The sequence below is a fragment of the Cedecea sp. B1(4) genome (assembly GCF_059414925.1).
This window is the reverse complement of record NZ_JCAHMZ010000011.1, coordinates 1-19,184: the sequence shown is the minus strand read 5'-3', so window position 1 is coordinate 19,184 and position 19,184 is coordinate 1. Positions and strand designations below refer to the sequence as shown.

The 19,184-nt window shown below is 53.6% G+C and carries 18 protein-coding genes and 1 tRNA gene; 6 read left to right on the top strand and 13 right to left on the bottom strand.

Annotation, left to right across the window (positions count from 1 at the left end; translation table 11 throughout):
* Positions 1-148: 148 nt before the first annotated feature.
* A complete protein-coding gene (gene trxA, locus ACR6JA_RS19905; protein WP_039299235.1) occupies positions 149-478 on the bottom strand; it encodes a thioredoxin TrxA in 330 nt (109 codons plus the stop codon).
* Between the two features lie 131 nt (positions 479-609).
* Between trxA and rhlB the strand changes: the two genes are divergently transcribed.
* On the top strand, positions 610-1,878 hold the full coding sequence (gene rhlB / locus ACR6JA_RS19900) for an ATP-dependent RNA helicase RhlB (protein ID WP_494494323.1): 1,269 nt from the start codon (positions 610-612) through the stop codon (positions 1,876-1,878).
* A gap of 6 nt (positions 1,879-1,884) precedes the next feature.
* Positions 1,885-3,369, top strand: a complete 1,485-nt coding sequence (gene gppA / locus ACR6JA_RS19895; RefSeq protein WP_166995845.1) for a guanosine-5'-triphosphate,3'-diphosphate diphosphatase — start codon at positions 1,885-1,887, stop codon at positions 3,367-3,369.
* Position 3,370: 1 nt separating this feature from the next.
* Here gppA and rep read toward each other — a convergent pair whose 3' ends face one another.
* Positions 3,371-5,392, bottom strand: a complete 2,022-nt coding sequence (gene rep / locus ACR6JA_RS19890; protein ID WP_494494322.1) for a DNA helicase Rep — start codon at positions 5,390-5,392, stop codon at positions 3,371-3,373.
* Between the two features lie 83 nt (positions 5,393-5,475).
* Here rep and ppiC point away from each other — a divergent pair, with 83 nt between their 5' ends.
* Complete coding sequence (ppiC, locus tag ACR6JA_RS19885; RefSeq protein WP_008455569.1) at positions 5,476-5,757, top strand: peptidylprolyl isomerase PpiC; 282 nt, start codon at positions 5,476-5,478, stop codon at positions 5,755-5,757.
* A 29-nt stretch (positions 5,758-5,786) separates the two neighbouring features.
* Here the strand turns inward: ppiC and ACR6JA_RS19880 are convergent, their stop codons facing one another.
* The 3 genes from ACR6JA_RS19880 to ilvC all read right to left on the bottom strand — a co-directional run bounded on the left by ACR6JA_RS19880 (position 5,787) and on the right by ilvC (position 8,166).
* The gene (locus tag ACR6JA_RS19880; RefSeq protein ID WP_039289206.1) at positions 5,787-6,164 is read right to left on the bottom strand and encodes a hypothetical protein; all 378 of its coding nucleotides are present in this window, start codon (positions 6,162-6,164) and stop codon (positions 5,787-5,789) included.
* Entirely contained in the window at positions 6,161-6,601 is a 441-nt protein-coding gene (locus tag ACR6JA_RS19875) for an Rrf2 family transcriptional regulator (protein ID WP_213716371.1), read from the bottom strand. Before ACR6JA_RS19875 ends, ACR6JA_RS19880 begins: the two co-directional genes overlap by 4 nt.
* Positions 6,602-6,690: 89 nt before the next feature.
* Complete coding sequence (gene ilvC, locus ACR6JA_RS19870; RefSeq protein WP_213716372.1) at positions 6,691-8,166, bottom strand: ketol-acid reductoisomerase; 1,476 nt, start codon at positions 8,164-8,166, stop codon at positions 6,691-6,693.
* Between the two features lie 165 nt (positions 8,167-8,331).
* On the opposite strand from ilvC, the gene ilvY reads away from it, so the two are divergent.
* On the top strand, positions 8,332-9,225 hold the full coding sequence (gene ilvY, locus ACR6JA_RS19865; protein ID WP_008455578.1) for an HTH-type transcriptional activator IlvY: 894 nt from the start codon (positions 8,332-8,334) through the stop codon (positions 9,223-9,225).
* Here ilvY and ilvA read toward each other — a convergent pair.
* From ilvA to ilvL, 6 genes are all read right to left on the bottom strand, one after another.
* Positions 9,222-10,766 carry a threonine ammonia-lyase, biosynthetic gene (gene ilvA / locus ACR6JA_RS19860; protein WP_166879575.1) on the bottom strand — a complete coding sequence of 515 codons (1,545 nt, stop codon included), beginning with the start codon at positions 10,764-10,766 and terminating at the stop codon, positions 9,222-9,224. The genes ilvY and ilvA overlap by 4 nt on opposite strands.
* Before the next feature lie 2 nt (positions 10,767-10,768).
* Positions 10,769-12,619 (bottom strand): dihydroxy-acid dehydratase, encoded by a 1,851-nt coding sequence (ilvD, locus tag ACR6JA_RS19855; protein ID WP_213716373.1) that lies wholly within the window; start codon positions 12,617-12,619, stop codon positions 10,769-10,771.
* Positions 12,620-12,692: 73 nt separating this feature from the next.
* Complete coding sequence (locus ACR6JA_RS19850) at positions 12,693-13,622, bottom strand: branched-chain amino acid transaminase (RefSeq protein WP_039289201.1); 930 nt, start codon at positions 13,620-13,622, stop codon at positions 12,693-12,695.
* Positions 13,623-13,641: 19 nt separating this feature from the next.
* A complete protein-coding gene (ilvM, locus tag ACR6JA_RS19845; RefSeq protein ID WP_016538957.1) occupies positions 13,642-13,899 on the bottom strand; it encodes an acetolactate synthase 2 small subunit in 258 nt (85 codons plus the stop codon).
* A complete protein-coding gene (gene ilvG / locus ACR6JA_RS19840; protein WP_213716374.1) occupies positions 13,896-15,542 on the bottom strand; it encodes an acetolactate synthase 2 catalytic subunit in 1,647 nt (548 codons plus the stop codon). The genes ilvM and ilvG overlap by 4 nt, the downstream gene beginning before the upstream one ends.
* 140 nt (positions 15,543-15,682) lie before the next feature.
* A complete protein-coding gene (gene ilvL, locus ACR6JA_RS19835) occupies positions 15,683-15,781 on the bottom strand; it encodes an ilv operon leader peptide (RefSeq protein WP_071530467.1) in 99 nt (32 codons plus the stop codon).
* Positions 15,782-16,134: 353 nt separating this feature from the next.
* Here ilvL and ACR6JA_RS19830 point away from each other — a divergent pair, with 353 nt between their 5' ends.
* Positions 16,135-17,655, top strand: coding sequence for a YifB family Mg chelatase-like AAA ATPase (locus ACR6JA_RS19830; RefSeq protein ID WP_494494321.1), 1,521 nt, complete (start codon positions 16,135-16,137; stop codon positions 17,653-17,655).
* Between the two features lie 24 nt (positions 17,656-17,679).
* Here ACR6JA_RS19830 and ACR6JA_RS19825 read toward each other — a convergent pair whose 3' ends face one another.
* Positions 17,680-18,018, bottom strand: a complete 339-nt coding sequence (locus ACR6JA_RS19825) for a MaoP family protein (RefSeq protein WP_494494320.1) — start codon at positions 18,016-18,018, stop codon at positions 17,680-17,682.
* Positions 18,019-18,137: 119 nt separating this feature from the next.
* Here ACR6JA_RS19825 and hdfR point away from each other — a divergent pair, with 119 nt between their 5' ends.
* Positions 18,138-18,962 carry an HTH-type transcriptional regulator HdfR gene (gene hdfR / locus ACR6JA_RS19820; protein WP_494494319.1) on the top strand — a complete coding sequence of 275 codons (825 nt, stop codon included), beginning with the start codon at positions 18,138-18,140 and terminating at the stop codon, positions 18,960-18,962.
* A 79-nt stretch (positions 18,963-19,041) separates the two neighbouring features.
* Here the strand turns inward: hdfR and ACR6JA_RS19815 are convergent.
* Positions 19,042-19,117 (bottom strand) — tRNA-Trp (locus tag ACR6JA_RS19815).
* Positions 19,118-19,184 lie beyond the last annotated feature (67 nt).

The following is a 19,184-nucleotide window of genomic DNA, read 5'->3' as shown; positions in this document are numbered from 1 at the left end:
CAGCGAACGGGAAGCATTAAGGTAATACAAAGATTCAAACTTAAGGGCAAGTTTAAAGCGAAGTCATAGGTAACTTAGCATGTGTGACGCCGGGCGTCCAGCAGCTCGCAAAAAAATGCAAGTGCAGCACGCACCGGCTGAGATTCCATTATGCCAGATTAGCGTCGAGGAACTCTTTTAACTGGCCTTTAGACAGCGCACCCACTTTGGTCGCAGCGACTTCGCCATTTTTGAACAGCAACAGGGTTGGGATACCACGGATGCCGTACTTCGGCGCCGTACCCGGGTTCTGGTCGATGTTCAGCTTAGCTACGGTGATTTTGCCCTGATATTCATCAGCGATCTCGTCGAGAATCGGGGCGATCATTTTACATGGACCGCACCACTCTGCCCAGAAATCAACCAGAATCAACCCTTCAGCTTGAAGCACGTCCGTGTCGAAACTGCTGTCAGTCAGGTGAATAATTTTATCGCTCATGTTCAACTCCACAGGATTATGTCTACCTTGTTGGTGTAGCATTAACCAACTTGGGGTGACTTTATTTCACCCGGTTTATTTCAACGGATGTGCTTTCGTAAAGCAATAGTAAACTGATATTCTACCACACTATGAGCAAAACACATTTGACCGAAAAGAAGTTTTCCGACTTCGCCCTGCACCCTAAGGTGATTGAAGCCCTTGAAAATAAAGGGTTCCATAACTGCACCCCAATTCAGGCACTGGCACTTCCGCTGACTCTGGCGAATCGTGACGTTGCAGGGCAGGCGCAAACCGGTACAGGCAAAACGATGGCGTTTCTGACGTCCACGTTCCACTATTTACTTTCTCACCCGGTTCCAGAGAACCGTCAGGTGAATCAACCGCGCGCCTTGATTATGGCGCCAACCCGCGAGTTAGCGGTACAGATTCACTCTGATGCGGAACCGTTAGCTCAGGCGACTGGCCTGAAGCTTGGCCTTGCCTATGGCGGCGACGGCTATGACAAACAGCTGAAAGTGCTGGAAAGCGGCGTCGATATTTTGATCGGCACCACCGGCCGACTGATTGACTACGCCAAACAAAATCACATTAACCTGGGCGCGATTCAGGTTGTGGTCCTGGATGAAGCGGATCGCATGTACGATCTCGGCTTTATTAAAGATATTCGTTGGCTGTTCCGCCGCATGCCGCCGGTCACCCAGCGCCTGAATATGCTGTTCTCAGCCACGCTTTCCTACCGCGTACGTGAACTGGCTTTCGAGCAGATGAACAACGCGGAATATGTGGAAGTTGAGCCCGAGCAGAGAACCGGCCACCGCATTAAAGAAGAGCTTTTCTATCCTTCTAACGAAGAGAAAATGCGTCTGCTGCAAACGCTGCTCGAAGAAGAATGGCCGGACCGTGCCATCATCTTCGCTAACACTAAACATCGCTGTGAAGATATCTGGGGCCATCTGGCTGCCGATGGTCACCGAGTTGGTTTGCTAACCGGTGATGTTGCACAGAAAAAACGCCTGCGTATTCTGGAAGAGTTTACTCGTGGCGATCTGGATATTCTGGTCGCAACAGACGTGGCAGCTCGCGGTCTGCACATCCCAGCTGTGACGCACGTATTTAACTACGATCTGCCGGACGACTGTGAAGATTACGTTCACCGCATCGGCCGTACCGGTCGTGCCGGGGCAAGTGGTCATTCCATCAGCCTGGCATGTGAAGACTACGCGCTGAACCTGTCGGCGATTGAAAACTATATTGGCCACGCCATTCCGGTAAGCAAATATAACGCTGAAGCACTGTTAAATGAGTTCCCACCGCCAAAACGTCTGACCCGTAGCCGCCCAGGCAACGGTCCACGCCGCGGTGGCGCTCCTCGTGGTAATCGTCGTCGCGCAGGTTAAAAATCTATGCTAAGTACCGCCTCACTCTATGCAGCAATTGATCTGGGTTCTAACAGTTTTCATATGTTGGTTGTGCGTGAGGTGGCAGGAAGCATACAAACCCTGACCCGCATTAAGCGAAAAGTTCGCCTCGCTGCTGGCCTCAACAGCGAGTGCGTTCTCTCCCCGGAAGCCATGGAGCGTGGCTGGCAATGCCTGCGCTTATTTGCCGAACGACTCCAGGATATCCCTCAGAATCAAATTCGCGTTGTGGCTACAGCCACGCTGCGTCTCGCCGTTAATGCCGATGTTTTTTTGCAAAAGGCGCAGGAAATCCTGGGTTGCCCGGTGCAGGTTATTCGCGGTGAAGAAGAAGCCCGCCTGATTTATCAGGGCGTTGCCCACACTACAGGCGGCGACGATCGCCGCCTGGTCGTTGACATCGGTGGTGCAAGTACCGAGCTGGTAACGGGCACCGGGGCGCAAACAACCTCGTTATTCAGCCTCTCAATGGGCTGTGTCACATGGCTGGAGCGTTTCTTTAGCGACAGAAACCTCGCTCAGGAAAACTTCGCCGCGGCAGAAACGGCGGCTGCAGAAGTGCTCAGCCCGGTCATTGCCGAGCTTAAAAGCCACGGCTGGAAGATTTGTGTTGGCGCGTCTGGAACCGTGCAGGCGCTGCAAGAAATCATGATGGCGCAGGGGATGGATGAACGCATTACCCTGGCAAAACTTCAACAGCTAAAACAGCGAGCGATTCAGTGCGGCCGGCTGGAAGAGTTGGAAATTGAAGGCCTTACGCTTGAGCGTGCGCTGGTTTTCCCAAGCGGTCTGGCCATTCTCATCGCTATCTTCCAACAGCTTGATATTGAATGCATGACACTTGCAGGCGGCGCGCTGCGTGAAGGTTTGGTCTACGGGATGCTGCATCTTGCGGTGGACCAGGAGATTCGCCAGAGAACGCTACGTAACGTTCAGCGCCGTTTTATGGTAGATACCAGCCAGGCGGCTCGCGTGGAGCAGCTTGCGCAGAATTTTGCTTCACAAATCGCAGAGCCGTGGGGGCTGGATCCCCTCAGTCAGCAGATGCTGGCGAGCAGCGCCCTGCTGCATGAAATTGGCTTAAGCATCGATTTTAAACATGCCCCGCAGCACGCGGCCTATCTGGTGAGAAATCTGGATTTGCCGGGCTACACGCCCGCGCAGAAAAAATTGCTGGCAACGCTGCTGCTTAACCAGACCAATCCCGTCGATCTCTCTTCGCTCCACCAGCAAAACGCAGTCCCGCCGCGCGTGGCGGAAAGACTCTGCCGCCTTTTACGTCTGGCGATTATTTTCGCAAACCGCCGCAGAGACGATATCCTGCCCGAGATTAAACTGCAGGCCGACGGCGAAACCCTGCACCTGGCCTTGCCCGACACCTGGCTTGCCTGTCACCCTCTCGGTGCCGAACTGCTGGAACAGGAAAAACTCTGGCAGAGCTACGTGCATTGGCCGCTCAGCGTCAATTAATCTAGCTTTTACGCGCTTTGGCCAGCATTTCGCGGATGTTGGCCACATTACTCTGCCCTTTTTGCATCCGCTCTTCGGCAGAAACCACTTTTCGCTCAGTTTCCCAGCTTAAATCGTCCTGTGGCAGCTCCATCAGGAACCGGCTTGGTTCAGGCCGTATCAGCTCGCCATACTGCCGACGCTCCCGGCAAAGCGTAAACGTCAGCTCTTTTTGCGCCCGGGTAATCCCCACGTAAGCCAGACGACGCTCTTCATCCACGTTATCTTCGTCGATGCTGCTTTGGTGCGGCAAAATGCCTTCTTCCATGCCCACAAGGTAGACGTAGGGAAATTCCAGCCCCTTAGAAGCATGTAGCGTCATCAACTGAACCTGATCGGCCTCTTCTTCACTTTCACCACGCTCCATCATGTCGCGCAGAGTAAAACGCGTCACCACCTGGATTAACGTCATCGGCTCATTCAGGTCGTTGCCTTCAAGCATCTCAGTCATCCAGCTGAAAAGCTGGTTAACGTTTTTCATCCGCATTTCGGCAGCTTTCGGGCTGGGTGAGGTTTCATACAGCCAGCTTTCATAGTCGATGCCGTGGATCAGGTCTCGCACGGCGGCCACCGGTTCACGCTCGGCAAGCGTTGCCACGTCCCGCAGCCAGTGGGTAAAACGCTGCAACGCATCAAGGCCGCGCCCGCTTAGCGTCTGGCTTAACCCCATATCGAAGCTAGCGGTAAACAGGCCTTTATTGCGCTGCATCGCCCACTCGCCAAGTTTTTGCAACGTTGCCGGGCCAATTTCGCGCTTGGGTGTATTTACAATACGCAGAAATGCGCTGTCATCATCCGGGTTCGTCAACACGCGCAGATAGGCGAGCAGATCTTTAATTTCCGGACGAGAAAAGAATGAAGTGCCGCCGGAGATACGATACGGGATGCGGTTTTGCATCAGCATCTTTTCGAACACCCGGGACTGGTGGTTGCCGCGGTACAGAATCGCGTAATCTTTATAGTTGGTTTTATTAATAAAGTGGTGGGCGATAAGCTCGCCGGTGACGCGTTCGGCCTCATGCTCTTCATGATTAGCCGTCACGACCTTCAATTCTGCGCCGTGTTCAAGTTCAGAGAAAAGCCGCTTCTCAAAAACGTGCGGATTGTTGGCGATCAGAATATTGGCCGCATTCAAAATCCGGCGGGATGAGCGGTAGTTCTGCTCAAGCTTGATGACTTGCAGCGCCGGAAAATCCTTGCTCAACAGAACCAGGTTTTGCGGGTTTGCCCCACGCCAGGAGTAGATAGACTGGTCATCGTCGCCTACAACGGTAAAGCGCGCCCGGGCGCCAACCAACAGTTTCACCAGCTCGTACTGGCTGGTGTTGGTATCCTGATATTCATCCACCAGCAGATAGCGAATACGGTTTTGCCAGCGCTCCCGTACTTCTGCATTGCGCAGCAGCAGCAGCGTTGGCAGCAAAATCAGATCGTCAAAATCCAGCACGTTGCAGGACTTCAGGTGCGTGTCGTAAAGGCCGTAGCAATGGGCAAAAATACGATCCCGTTCGCCCTTCGCCTGCGCGGCGGCCTGCTCCGGAGACAACAACCCGTTCTTCCAGTTGGAGATGGTTGAAATCAGCTGTTGAAGCAGCACCTTATCGTTTTCTAACAGGCCTTCAGTTAGCTCTTTTAGCAGTGCGGTCTGATCGGTATCGTCAAACAGCGAGAAGTTAGATTTCATACCAAGCGCCGCGTACTCGCGCTTGATAATCTCCAGCCCCAGCGTGTGGAAAGTCGAGATCATCAACCCCCGTGCCTCTTTGCGCCCCAGCGTCTGCGAAACACGCTCTTTCATTTCGCGGGCGGCCTTATTGGTAAAAGTTACCGCCGCGATCTGGCGCGCCTGATAACCGCTTTCGCGAATCAGATGCGCAATTTTATTGGTGATCACACGCGTTTTACCCGAACCCGCCCCGGCCAAAACCAGGCAGGGTCCGGTGACAAATTCGACGGCTTGTTGTTGGCCAGGGTTTAAACGCATACGGTCACTCAATGAAAGTCAGGAGGGGACAAAAACAGCGTGGTAGTATAGCGAGCGTAATCAACATGACTCAAGGCACTATCATGGCAAAAACTGCAGCAGCACTGCATATCCTTGTAAAGGAAGAAAAACTGGCTCTGGACCTTCTGGAACAGCTTAAAAACGGTGGCGACTTCGAAAAACTGGCGAAGAAGCACTCTACCTGCCCGTCCGGCAAAAAAGGCGGCCATTTAGGTGAATTCCGCCAGGGCCAGATGGTTCCTGCGTTCGATAAAGTGGTGTTTTCCTGCCCACTGCTGGAGCCTTACGGCCCGCTGCACACTCAGTTCGGCTACCACATTATCAAGGTGCTGTACCGTAACTAAGTAAAAGGCCGGGATATCCGGCCTTTTCTTTATTTTGTCGACTGCAACGTCTGCTGGGCTTCATGCTTCAGCAAATGCGTGCCGACCGCCATCTGGAACACTTTAAAAATAATGCCGTTCACGAAAGTGGTCAGCGTGAGGGTAATAAACGCCGTCATAATCCAGTCGATCACCGGCATCCCGCTGTGCAGCAAATAGGGACGGTAAATCAGCATTCCGGCAAAAACGACCCAGTGGCTAAGACAGTAGAAACATTGAAAGAGATGGCCCAGCATCGCATGCTTTTTTGCCGTCCAGCTGCGCAACCCTGCAAACAGTTCAGTTTGCGTTATCGTCATCGAAATACTGGCGGCAGCCAGGGCGATCATCAGACAAACTGGCAGATCCGTGGTTAAGGTTGAAATCATTCCTCATGCCCCTTTTCATTGAAATAGCGAATAAATTCGCTCCCGATATCTTGTAATGTCAGGCTTTTAAACCTCGTCAGTACCAGCTCTTCAGCGGCGGTAAACGTCTCGGACATCACTCGATTGACTCCCTGCTCTACCAGGCATTGCGGGTTTTCATTGCGGTTACCTAGCGCAAACAGACCCGGCGATCCCAGCGCCAGATAAATATCCAGCAGCGTCACTTCGCTGGCCGGGCGGCAGAGTCTCCAGCCGCCGTGGTGACCTTTGGTTGAGCAGACGATGTTGTTCTCGCGCAGACCGGCGAGCACTTTACGAATAAACGCCGGATTGCCGTCGATAAAGGCGGCCATTTGTTCCGATGTGAGCGGTTTGTCCATCTGCTCCAGGTGAAGCAGGATGTGCAATGTTGCTGAGAAGGAGTTATTTATTTTCATGTAACTTAAAATATTACATAAAAAGAGAAACGGCAAGATAACAGGCACAAAAAAAGGCGCCGAAGCGCCTTCTTCATTTCAAAAACACATTAGCCAGCAACAGCGATGCGTTTCATATCGGTCATGTAGCCACGCAGTTTTTGACCCACTTTTTCGATTTCGTGGCTGCGAATGGCTTCATTGACGTCACGAAGCTGAGCGTTGTCTACCGCAGCGGCTGCGATCTCTTTGCCCAGATCGCCCGGCTGCAGCGTGGTCATGAACTCTTTCAGCAGCGGTACGGCCGCGTAGGAGAACAGGTAGTTACCGTACTCAGCGGTATCAGAAATAACCACGTTCATTTCGTACAGGCGCTTACGAGCAATGGTGTTAGCAATCAGCGGCAGCTCGTGCAGGGACTCATAGTATGCCGACTCTTCGATGATGCCAGCATCCACCATGGTTTCGAAGGCCAGCTCAACGCCCGCTTTCACCATGGCGATCATTACCACGCCTTTGTCGAAGTATTCCTGCTCGGAAATTTTACCTTCAAACTGCGGTGCAGTTTCGAAAGCAGTCTGGCCGGTCTCTTCACGCCAGGTATGCAGTTTCTTATCGTCGTTAGCCCAGTCAGCCATCATGCCGGAGGAGAACTCACCGGAGATGATGTCATCCATGTGTTTCTGGAACAGCGGAGCCATAATGGTTTTCAGCTGCTCGGACAGCGCGTTGGCGCGGATTTTTGCCGGGTTGGACAGACGGTCCATCATCAGCGTGATCCCGCCCTGCTTCAGCGCTTCGGTGATGGTTTCCCAGCCGAACTGAATCAGTTTTTCTGCATATGCAGCATCAGTACCTTCAGCCACCAGCTTGTCGAAGCACAGCAGAGAACCGGCCTGCAGCATACCGCACAGGATAGTTTGCTCACCCATCAGGTCAGATTTCACTTCCGCAACGAAGGAAGACTCCAGCACGCCCGCACGGTGGCCACCGGTGGCGGCAGCCCAGGCTTTGGCAATCGCCATACCTTCGCCTTTCGGATCGTTTTCAGGGTGAACTGCGATCAGCGTTGGCACACCAAACCCACGTTTGTATTCTTCGCGCACTTCGGTGCCCGGGCACTTAGGTGCTACCATCACCACGGTGATATCTTTACGAATGGTTTCACCGACTTCAACCACGTTGAAACCGTGGGAGTAGCCCAGCGCCGCGCCGTCTTTCATCATCGGCTGTACGGCCTGAACAACGGAAGAGTGCTGTTTGTCTGGCGTCAGGTTAACAACCAGATCCGCCTGTGGGATCAGCTCTTCATAAGTACCCACTTTGAAGCCATTTTCGGTCGCTTTACGCCAGGATGCACGTTTCTCGGCGATAGCTTCCGCACGCAGGGCATAGGAAACATCCAGTCCGGAGTCGCGCATGTTCAGACCCTGGTTAAGACCCTGAGCACCGCAGCCGACGATGACGACTTTTTTACCTTTGAGGTAGCTTGCTTCATCGGCAAATTCATCGCGCCCCATGAAGCGACATTTACCCAACTGCGCTAACTGCTGGCGCAGGTTCAAAGTGTTGAAATAATTAGCCATCGTAGAACTCCGTATGTGTCGTGTTGTGCTTATTGTAAGGGCTCTGCAGCCGTGTCGTGCTGCATAGAATGAACCCACTATATGACAGGAAATGCGTTGCTTAAATTGATATATTAACAACATCGCGTTGCAATTATTGCAATGCAAAAACGAGGCTTGATGACCATGGATTTACGCGATCTGAAAACCTTTCTGCATCTGGCTGAAAGCCGCCATTTTGGGCGTAGCGCGCGCGCCATGCACGTCAGTCCCTCCACGCTTTCGCGCCAGATCCAGCGTCTGGAGGACGACCTCGGGCAACCTCTGTTTTTGCGTGATAACCGCACCGTAACGCTGACTGAAGCCGGCGAGCAATTACGGCTGTTTGCCCAGCACACGCTGCTGCAATATCAGCAGATGCGCCACACGCTTGGCCAGCAAGGTCCTTCCCTGAGCGGAGAGCTGCATCTGTTTTGCTCGGTGACTGCCGCATACAGCCATTTGCCGCCCATTCTGGACCGCTTCCGGGCTGAACATCCTTCCGTTGAAATTAAGCTGACCACAGGCGACGCCGCGGATGCGGTAGAAAAAGTTGATTCCAATGAAGCCGACCTGGCGATCGCCGGAAAACCAGAGTCCCTTCCACCTGGCGTGGCTTTCTCAATGCTGGAAAATTTATCCGTGGCCTTGATCGCCCCCGCTTTGCCTTGCCCTGTCAGGGCGCAGGTAAGCCAACCGGAGCCAGACTGGGCCAAAATTCCGTTTATCATGCCCGAGCAAGGGCCCGTTCGCCGCCGTATAGAACTGTGGTTCCGCCGCCAGAAAATCAGTAACCCGGTAATCTACGCTACCGTCGCCGGCCACGAAGCCATGGTGTCAATGGTGGCGCTGGGATGTGGCGTCGCGCTGATCCCGGAAATCGTACTGGAAAACAGCCCAGAACCGGTGCGCAACCGCGTGCTGGTTCTGGAACGTAACGATGAGAAAGCGCCGTTTGAACTGGGCGTTTGCGTACAAAAAAAGCGGCTCAATGAGCCGCTTATCAGCGCGTTCTGGAAGCTTTTACCCGGCAGCCATTAACCGGCCAGGAAGAAGCGGAACGCTGGGTTCTGGGTTTCGTCGTGACATTCGTAACCCAGTTCGTTGAGCCGGGTTTCGAAGTCCGGCTCATTTTCACCCAACTCAAACGCCGCCAGAACTCGCCCGTAGTCAGTACCGTGGCTACGATAGTGGAACAGAGAAATGTTCCAGTGCGTTCCCAGCGTGCTCAAGAACTTCAGCAGCGCCCCCGGCGATTCCGGGAATTCAAAGCTGTACAACCGTTCGCGCAGCGGCTTCGAAGGTCGCCCACCCACCATGTAGCGAACGTGCAGCTTCGCCATTTCGTCGTCAGAGAGATCGACCACACCATAGCCGCCTTCGCTGAGCTGAGCGATGATCTCTTTACGCTCTTCCAGCCCGCGAGTCAGTCGCACCCCAACAAAAATGCAGGCATCGTCAGAGCTGGCATAACGGTAGTTGAACTCAGTGACCGAGCGACCGCCCAGCAGCTGGCAAAACTTCAGGAAACTACCTTTTTGCTCTGGAATGGTGACCGCCAGCAACGCTTCCCGCTGCTCGCCGAGTTCACAGCGCTCCGAGACATAGCGTAGCCCGTGGAAATTCACGTTTGCGCCAGACAGCACATGTGCCAGGCGTTCTCCACGAATGTTGTGCTGCTGGATGTACTTTTTCATCCCCGCCAGCGCCAGCGCGCCGGAAGGCTCGGCGACAGCACGCACGTCTTCGAACAAATCCTTCATCGCCGCGCAGATGGCATCGCTGTCCACGGTGATGATGTCGTCCAGATATTCCTGGCACACGCGAAAGGTTTCGTCGCCGATGCGCTTAACAGCAACACCTTCGGCAAACAGCCCTACGCGCGGCAGCTCAACCGGGTGCCCGGCATCCAGCGCCGCCTTGAGACAGGCAGAATCTTCGGCTTCAACCGCAATCACTTTGATCTGCGGCATCAGTTGCTTGATCAAAACCGCTACGCCAGCCGCCAGACCACCGCCGCCAACCGGCACGAATACACGATCGATGTGCGCATCCTGCTGCAGCAATTCCAGCGCAACCGTACCCTGCCCGGCGATAACTGCCGGGTGATCAAACGGAGGCACGTAGGTGAAACCTTGCTGCTGAGAAAGTTCGATGGCTTTGGCTTTTGCCTCATCGAAATTCGCGCCATGCAGCAACACTTCCCCGCCGAAGGCCCGCACAGCATCGACTTTGATATCCGCAGTAGCCACAGGCATAACGATCAGCGACTTAATACCCAATCGCGTGGACGAAAGCGCAACGCCCTGGGCGTGATTTCCCGCAGAAGCGGTGATCACACCACAGGCTTTTTGCTCGCTGTTCAAGCCCGCAATCATCGAATATGCCCCGCGCAGCTTGAAGCTATGCACAGGCTGACGGTCTTCACGCTTAACCAGAATGACGTTATCAAGGCGCGACGAAAGCTTTTCCATTTTCTGCAGCGGCGTTACCTGCACGACTTCGTAAACCGGCGCGCGCAATACCGCGCGCAGATACTCTGCTCCGCCGGGGGCATCGGGTAGCGGTTGTGACTCAGCCATAATTAGCCTCCAAGCTTGCTTTTATCACGCACGGCGCCTTTATCCGCACTGGTGGCGAGGCTGGCGTAGGCGCGCAGGGCGAAGGAAACCTGGCGCTCACGATTGCGAGGAGTCCATGCCGCTTCACCGCGAGCTTCCTGCGCTTCACGACGTGCAGCCATTTCCTGATCGGTAAGCTGCAGCTGAATACCGCGATTAGGGATATCGATGGCAATCATGTCGCCGTCTTCAATCAGGGCGATATTGCCGCCGCTCGCGGCTTCAGGAGAAACGTGGCCGATCGACAGACCCGAGGTCCCGCCCGAGAAACGGCCGTCGGTGACCAGCGCGCAGGCTTTACCCAGTCCCATAGATTTCAGGAAGGTGGTTGGGTAGAGCATTTCCTGCATGCCTGGCCCGCCCTTTGGCCCTTCGTAGCGAATAACAACCACATCACCCGCCACCACTTTTCCGCCGAGGATGGCTTCTACCGCATCGTCCTGGCTTTCATAAACTTTGGCCGGGCCGCGGAATACCAGGCTGCCTTCATCCACGCCCGCGGTTTTAACAATACAGCCGTTTTCCGCGAAGTTGCCGTACAGAACGGCCAGGCCGCCATCTTTGCTGTAGGCATTTTCCAGTGATCGAATACAGCCGCTAGCGCGATCGTCATCCAGCGTGTCCCAGCGGCAGCTTTGCGAGAAGGCCTGGGTAGTACGAATGCCCGCCGGACCTGCGCGGAACATGGTTTTCACCGCCTCGTCTTTGGTCAGCATCACATCATATTGTTCCAGCGTCTGCGGCAGAGAAAGGCCAAGTACGTTTTTCACTTCACGATTCAGCAATCCGGCGCGATCCAGCTCGCCGAGGATCCCGAGCACGCCACCGGCACGGTGCACATCTTCCATATGGTATTTCTGGGTGCTTGGCGCAACTTTACACAGCTGTGGAACCTTGCGGGACAGCTGGTCAATATCTGTCATGGTGAAGTCGATTTCAGCTTCTTGCGCGGCGGCCAGCAGGTGCAGAACGGTGTTAGTGGAGCCGCCCATGGCGATATCCAGCGTCATGGCGTTTTCGAATGCTTCTTTGCTGGCGATGTTGCGCGGGAGCGCGGTGGCATCATCCTGCTCGTAATAGCGCTTGGTCAGTTCAACAATGCGTTTACCCGCGTTCAGGAATAACTCTTTGCGGTCGGCGTGCGTCGCCAGCAGTGAACCGTTACCCGGCTGAGACAGACCTAGCGCCTCGGTCAGGCAGTTCATGGAGTTGGCAGTGAACATACCTGAACAAGAGCCGCACGTTGGACACGCGGAGCGTTCAACCTGCTCGCTTTGCTCGTCAGAAACTTTCGGGTCAGCACCCTGAATCATCGCATCGACCAGATCCAGCTTGATGATCTGGTCGGAAAGTTTAGTTTTCCCGGCTTCCATCGGGCCGCCGGAAACGAAGATCACCGGAATGTTCAGGCGCAGCGAGGCCATCAGCATCCCTGGGGTGATTTTGTCGCAGTTGGAGATACAAACCATGGCATCGGCGCAGTGGGCGTTCACCATGTACTCAACCGAGTCGGCAATCAGCTCGCGGGACGGCAAGGAATAGAGCATACCGCCATGCCCCATCGCGATACCGTCATCCACCGCAATGGTGTTGAACTCTTTTGCTACGCCGCCGGAGGCTTCGATTTGCTCGGCAACCAGTTTACCCAGGTCACGCAGGTGAACGTGGCCCGGTACGAATTGGGTAAAGGAGTTGACGACCGCAATGATCGGTTTGCCAAAATCGGCGTCGGTCATCCCCGTTGCGCGCCACAGCGCGCGGGCACCCGCCATATTGCGGCCGTGGGTTGTAGTGGCGGAACGATACTTAGGCATGCTTTATTTACTCCAGTCTGTCGGGTAGCAGGCGGTCAGTTGCCGCCCGCCTGATTATATTTTTGTTTAAGACTTACGGGTTTACCTGATCTAACCAGCCCCACTTGTCTTCGGTTTCGCCGGTGAACAAGCCAAAGAATGCCTGTTGAATACGTTTGGTGACCGGGCCACAGCGGCCTTCGCCCACCTGAATGCGGTCTACGCTGCGTACCGGGGTGATTTCGGCGGCGGTACCGGACATAAAGACTTCGTCGGCCAGGTACAGAGATTCGCGCGACAGCACCTGCTCACGGACTTCAATGCCCAAGTCTTTTGCCAGCTTGATGATTGCATCGCGGGTAATCCCCGGCAGCGCTGAAGAGGTAAATGGCGGGGTGTAGATCACGCCGTCTTTCACTTCGAACAGGTTTTCACCCGCGCCCTCAGACAGGAAGCCGTTCACATCGAGCGCAATCCCTTCCTGATAGCCGTGGCGGCGTGCTTCGCTGCCGACCAGCAGAGAAGAAAGGTAGTTACCGCCCGCTTTGGCCGCGGTAGGAATGGTGTTTGGTGCCGCACGGTTCCAGGAAGAGACCATTGCATCAATCCCCTGATCCAGCGCTTCAGCGCCCAAATAAGCGCCCCACGGGAAGGCCGCAATGATCACGTCGGTGGTATACCCTTCCGGCGGATTAACGCCCATACCTACGTCGCCAACAAAGACCAGAGGGCGAATGTAAGCGCTGGTGAGATTATTTTTACGGATAACCGCACGACAGGCCTCCATCAGCTCATCCACGCTTTGCGATACCGGGAAGCGATAGATTTTTGCTGAGTCACGCAAGCGCTGCATGTGTTCACGATGACGGAACACCACTGGCCCTTTGTGCGAGTCGTAGCAACGGATGCCTTCGAAGACCGAAGTACCGTAGTGCAGCGCGTGGGACATTACGTGAACTTTCGCTTCTCCCCACGGAGTCATCTCGCCATTGAACCAGATGTAATCAGCTTTCTTGGTCGTCATTGTTATTTTCCTTTTACGCTCAGGCGCGGATTTGTTGTGATGTTGGTTGCTGGATTTCAACGCAGGCAACGTCAACCAGCTTGCTTAATTGAGTAAACAGTAATTCGACTGGCCGCAGGCTAGCAACGGTCAATTCAATATTAATATTGTCGGTATTCCCCGCCGCGGCCATATTCATCGCGCAGATCTGGAATCCACGATGGCGCACTACGCGTAAAACACGTTCTAACGTTTCCGGGCGGAAGCGAGCCTGCACTGCGAGCTGATGTTGCATCATGATAATTTCTCCAGCATTTGCGAGTTACTGGCACCGGGCGGTACCAACGGCCAGACGTTTTCGTACTCATCGATCGAGACGTGAAGCATGTACGGGCCGTCGCTGTTCAGCAGGGCGTCTAACGCGGCTTCTACCTGGTCTTTACGGGTGATGTGCTGGCCTGGAATGCCAAAGGCGCTGGCCAGCGTGAGGAAATCAGGGTTGTCGGTCAGGGTGGTTTCACTGTAGCGCTCTTCAAAAAACAGCTGCTGCCACTGTCTCACCATGCCCAGGCGTTGGTTATCGAGCAGCAGGATTTTGACCGGCAACTGTTTGCGCTTGATGGTGCCTAACTCCTGAACGTTCATCATGAAAGAGCCATCGCCGGAGACGCAAATAACCGTATCTTCCGGCCTTGCAACCTGGGCACCTACGGCGGCGGGTAAACCAAAGCCCATCGTGCCAAGCCCGCTGGAAGTGATGAAGTTCTCCGGGCGGGTGAAGGTCATGTGCTGTGCGGTCCACATCTGATGCTGGCCTACGTCGGTGGTCACAACGGCTTCTGCTGATTTGCGCTCGGAGAGCTGCTTCAGCAGCAAGGGGGCATAGATAGCCTGACCCGGATGATCGTAGCGCCACTGGTGTTCTTCGTTCAGGGCGGCGATATGCTGCTGCCAGGAAGCAATGTGCAACGGCTGCTGCAAGGCCAGCAAAAGCTGATTCAGCGGCCCCTGCAACGCGACATGCGCCTGGCGCAGCTTGCTCAGCTCCGCAGGATCGATATCCATGTGGATAACTTTGGCGTGCGGAGCAAAGGTATTCAGCTTCCCGGTGACGCGGTCATCGAAACGGGCTCCAACGGCCAACAGCAGATCGCATTCCTGAACGGCGAGGTTCGCCGCCTTGGTGCCGTGCATTCCCAACATACCGGTATAAAACGCATGGTCGGCCGGGACTGCACCCAGCCCTTTCAGAGTGACTGTGGAAGGCATACCCGTGACGGAAATAAACTCACGGAGCGCTGGAACCGCCTGCGCCATCCCAACGCCGCCGCCAACGTAAAGCATCGGCTTTTTGGCCTGAGCGAGCATTTCACGGGCCTGCTGCAATTCAGCCAACGGTAGGCCAGCATCATCTTCAACGGCAGATAACCAGGCCTCAGGCTCACCAATAGCCAACTGAATATCTTTTGGAATATCGACCAGAACGGGGCCTGGACGGCCAGAATTAGCAATCTCAAAGGCCTCGGCAAGGACACGCGGCAATTCATCAAGGGATTCGACGAGGAAACTGTGTTTGGTGCAGGCAAGCGACAGGCCGAGGACGTCAACTTCCTGGAAAGCGTCAGTCCCGATCAAAGGAGCAGCCACCTGGCCGGTGATGGCAACCACAGGAACAGAATCTAAAAGTGCGTCAGCAAGGCCAGTTAACAGATTTGTCGCACCGGGGCCAGAAGTGGCAATACACACACCGGTTTTGCCCGTTGAGCGGGCATAACCAATAGCTGCCATGGCTGCACCTTGCTCATGGCGACACAGTAGATGTTCCACACCACCGTCGTACAACGCATCGTACACCGGCATAATCGCGCCGCCAGGATAACCGAAAACTGTTTCAACACCCTGCGCTCGCAACGCATGTACTACCCACTGTGCACCATTCATAGTTAGTTCCCCGTCTCATCACCGGAGAAACAGCATTTTATTCTGCAATACATACTCTGCTCCTCGCTTCACATTCTTCAGTCAACAAAAAACCCCCGGACCTTTCGGTGCGGGGGTTCTTTTCGATTCAGGCTTGATTTTTAAGCCTTTCTTTCTCCAAGTGCAGCCCCGCACGGTGGGATAATAATCACCACCACGCTAATCACGACCAGGCTAATCACTCGTAGAAGGGCTGTCATTTTCTGTATGTTCTAACGTCTAGTTCGAAGTAATACCTACAGAGTTATCACAGAGTTGACGTAAAGCACAATATTTTTTTATGACGAAAAGATCGCCGTTGAAATTAATTAGCATAAAAATTATTTAATTTCAGTGCATAACGAGAAAGTGAAAATAATTCATAAAACTGGTCTGCTGAGGGTATTTTCTGCGTAATACCAGTAAAAAGTTATTGTTCTGCGATCGGCTTCGCAGCCAGAGCTGTAAAAAAGAAAGTGGATAAAAAAGTCAGGGAGGTGCTTCCCGGTGCATAAAAAGAACAATATTTAATCTTTTATTGGCGCGGCAGAATGAAGTTTTTCACGGAGGAAAAATGTCACTGTCGGTTGTCTATACCAGAGCAGCGCTCGGCGTTCACGCCCCACAGGTTACGGTTGAAGTGCATATCAGTGCTGGTTTACCGGGGCTTACGCTTGTCGGACTGCCTGAAACTACCGTGAGAGAAGCCCGGGATCGAGTCAGAAGCGCATTGATCAATAGCGGCTACACATTTCCAGCGCGTAAAATCACTATTAACCTTGCTCCGGCAGATCTTCCTAAAGAGGGAGGCAGATACGATTTGCCGATTGCTCTGGCGCTGCTGGTTGCCTCTGAGCAGCTAAATACGCCCAAGCTGGCCAAGCTTGAGTTTATCGGCGAGCTTGCGCTGACCGGGGAGCTACGTGGGGTTTCTGGGGCCATATCATCCGCTATGGAGGCTTTGAATGCGGGGCGAGAAGTCGTGGTTGCCGCAGAAAATGAAGAAGAAGTAGCCCTGATCGCTAAACCGGGCTGCTTTGTGGCCACGCATCTGACCGAGGTATGCGCCTGGCTGGAAGGAAAACACGACCTCCGCACCCCGGTTAACCCTGCACTGTGGCAAGCGGATAACATAGAAGACATGAACGAGATTATTGGGCAAAGTCAGGGAAAACGAGCGCTGGAAATTGCGGCGGCTGGCGGGCATAACCTCTTACTGATAGGCCCACCAGGAACGGGAAAAACCATGCTGGCGAGCCGGCTCAATACGCTCCTTCCTCCTTTGAACGATGCTGAAGCATTACAGAGCGCTGCCATTCTGAGCCTAGTACAATCTTCACATCTTCATCGCCATTGGCGTCAGCGTCCGTTCAGGGCTCCCCATCATAGTGCCTCTTTAACTTCCGTCGTGGGCGGCGGGGCTATCCCGCAGCCAGGAGAAATTTCGTTAGCGCACAACGGCGTGTTATTTCTGGATGAATTACCTGAGTTTGAGCGCCGCGTACTGGACTCGCTTAGGGAACCTATTGAATCAGGCGAGATTCATATCTCTCGCACCCGGGCAAAAATCACCTACCCCGCGGATTTTCAGCTTATCGCGGCGATGAACCCCAGTCCTACAGGGCACTATGAAGGCAAACATAACCGTGCCACGCCCCAGCAGACTTTACGCTATATGAATCGGCTCTCGGGCCCTTTTCTCGACCGCTTCGATCTCTCAGTGGATATCCCGCTTCTCCCAGCAGGAATGCTGAGTCAAACGAACCATCAGGAAGAAAAAAGCGAGAGAATAAGGGAAAGAGTAATAGAGACACGCGACAGGCAACTCTCCCGGCAGAACAAGCTGAACGCCCGACTCAGCAATCATGAGATCCGCGAACACTGTGAACTTGTGCCGGATGATGCAGTTTGGCTGGAGGAAACATTACTCAAACTGGGCCTGTCGGTCAGGGCATGGCAACGTCTTCTGAAAGTCTCTCGTACCATCGCGGATATCGAGCATTGCGAGAGTATTACTCGGGCACATCTCCAGGAAGCACTAAGCTATCGAACTATTGATCGGCTGCTCCTGCATTTGCACAGACTGACAGAATAAAAAACGGGGCTTTCGCCCCATTTTTTAATCATCACTATCGCTGTAGTCTTCAACCGTATCCATCTGCGGTTTACCGCCAGACAGGGTATGAAAACGTTTTGGACGCTTAATACGCGCCGTGTACTTGCTCCAGACACGTTCCGCTTCAGTAGCAGGCTCGCGCACACCACGGCATACGGCAACAAACTGCACTTCTTCTTCATTGCCTGGTTCGCGCTTACCGAGATCCAGCTCATTGAACGCAAAACCATGACGTTCTAACAGCTGTGCCTCTTTGATGGTGAAATCACCATGACGAGCAAACCCACGTGGATAATGTTTATTGTCGAAAAACCGATTAGTCGTCGTAAAGCTTTCCGCCATCCTACACGCTCCTGATTTTCTTGGCCGAGCTATTTATGGCGCGGAGTATTAGTTACGCTTGACAGAGTGTAAAACAAAACATTTAAATCATAACGACAAATTATTTTTTGGAGTAAGCCGTGGACACCGAATTACTTAAAACCTTCCTGGAAGTTAGCAGAACACGGCACTTTGGTCGCGCTGCAGAAGCACTTTATTTGACGCAATCTGCGGTAAGCTTTCGCATCCGACAGCTCGAAAATCAGCTTGGTGTAAACCTTTTTACCCGCCACCGCAATAACATACGGCTGACAACTGCCGGGGAGCGCCTGTTGCCCTACGCAGAAAACCTGATGAATACGTGGTTAGCGGCGAAAAAAGAGGTATCACATACTTCTCAGCATAATCAGCTCACGCTTGGTGCCAGCGCATCACTTTGGGAATGTATGCTTTCTGAATGGCTCATTGCGCTTTATCAACAGCATAATGGTCTGCAGTTCGAAGCACGAATTGCACAACGTCAGTCACTCGTTAAACAGCTTCATGAGCGCCAGCTGGATTTGTTGCTCACAACTGAAGCGCCAAAAATGGACGAATTTTCCAGCCAGTTGCTAGGTTACTTCAGCATGCGGCTTTATGGTCCTGCCGCGGAAAGCCGTAAAGCTTCACTCAACTATTTACGCATCGAGTGGGGTGCGGATTTTCACCAGCATGAGGCCGAGCTCATTGGAAGTGATGATATTCCGGTATTAACGACCAGTTCAGCAAAAATAGCCTGTAAGCTGATCTCTGAACTTAACGGTTGCACCTTCCTGCCGATTGAGTGGGCAAAAGAACAGCCCGGGATCTGGCCTGTCCCCGAAAGCACAACGCTTTCCAGACCATTGTATGCTGTCTGGTTACAAAATACGGACAAACAGAGTGTTATCAATGAATTATTGAAGACACCATTAAAGGCGCAGTAATGCGCTTTTAATAGCTAAGAATATAAAGGAGAGGAATTTTGGACAAAAAAAATCCTTTGCCTAAGCAAAGGATTATATATGGCAGGGGCGGAGAGACTCGAACTCGCGACACCCGGTTTTGGAGACCGGTGCTCTACCAACTGAGCTACGCCCCTAAATTTTCCTACTATTAAGCCTGCTTAAAGAGCAGGCTTAATTTTAATAAGTGGCGGAACGGACGGG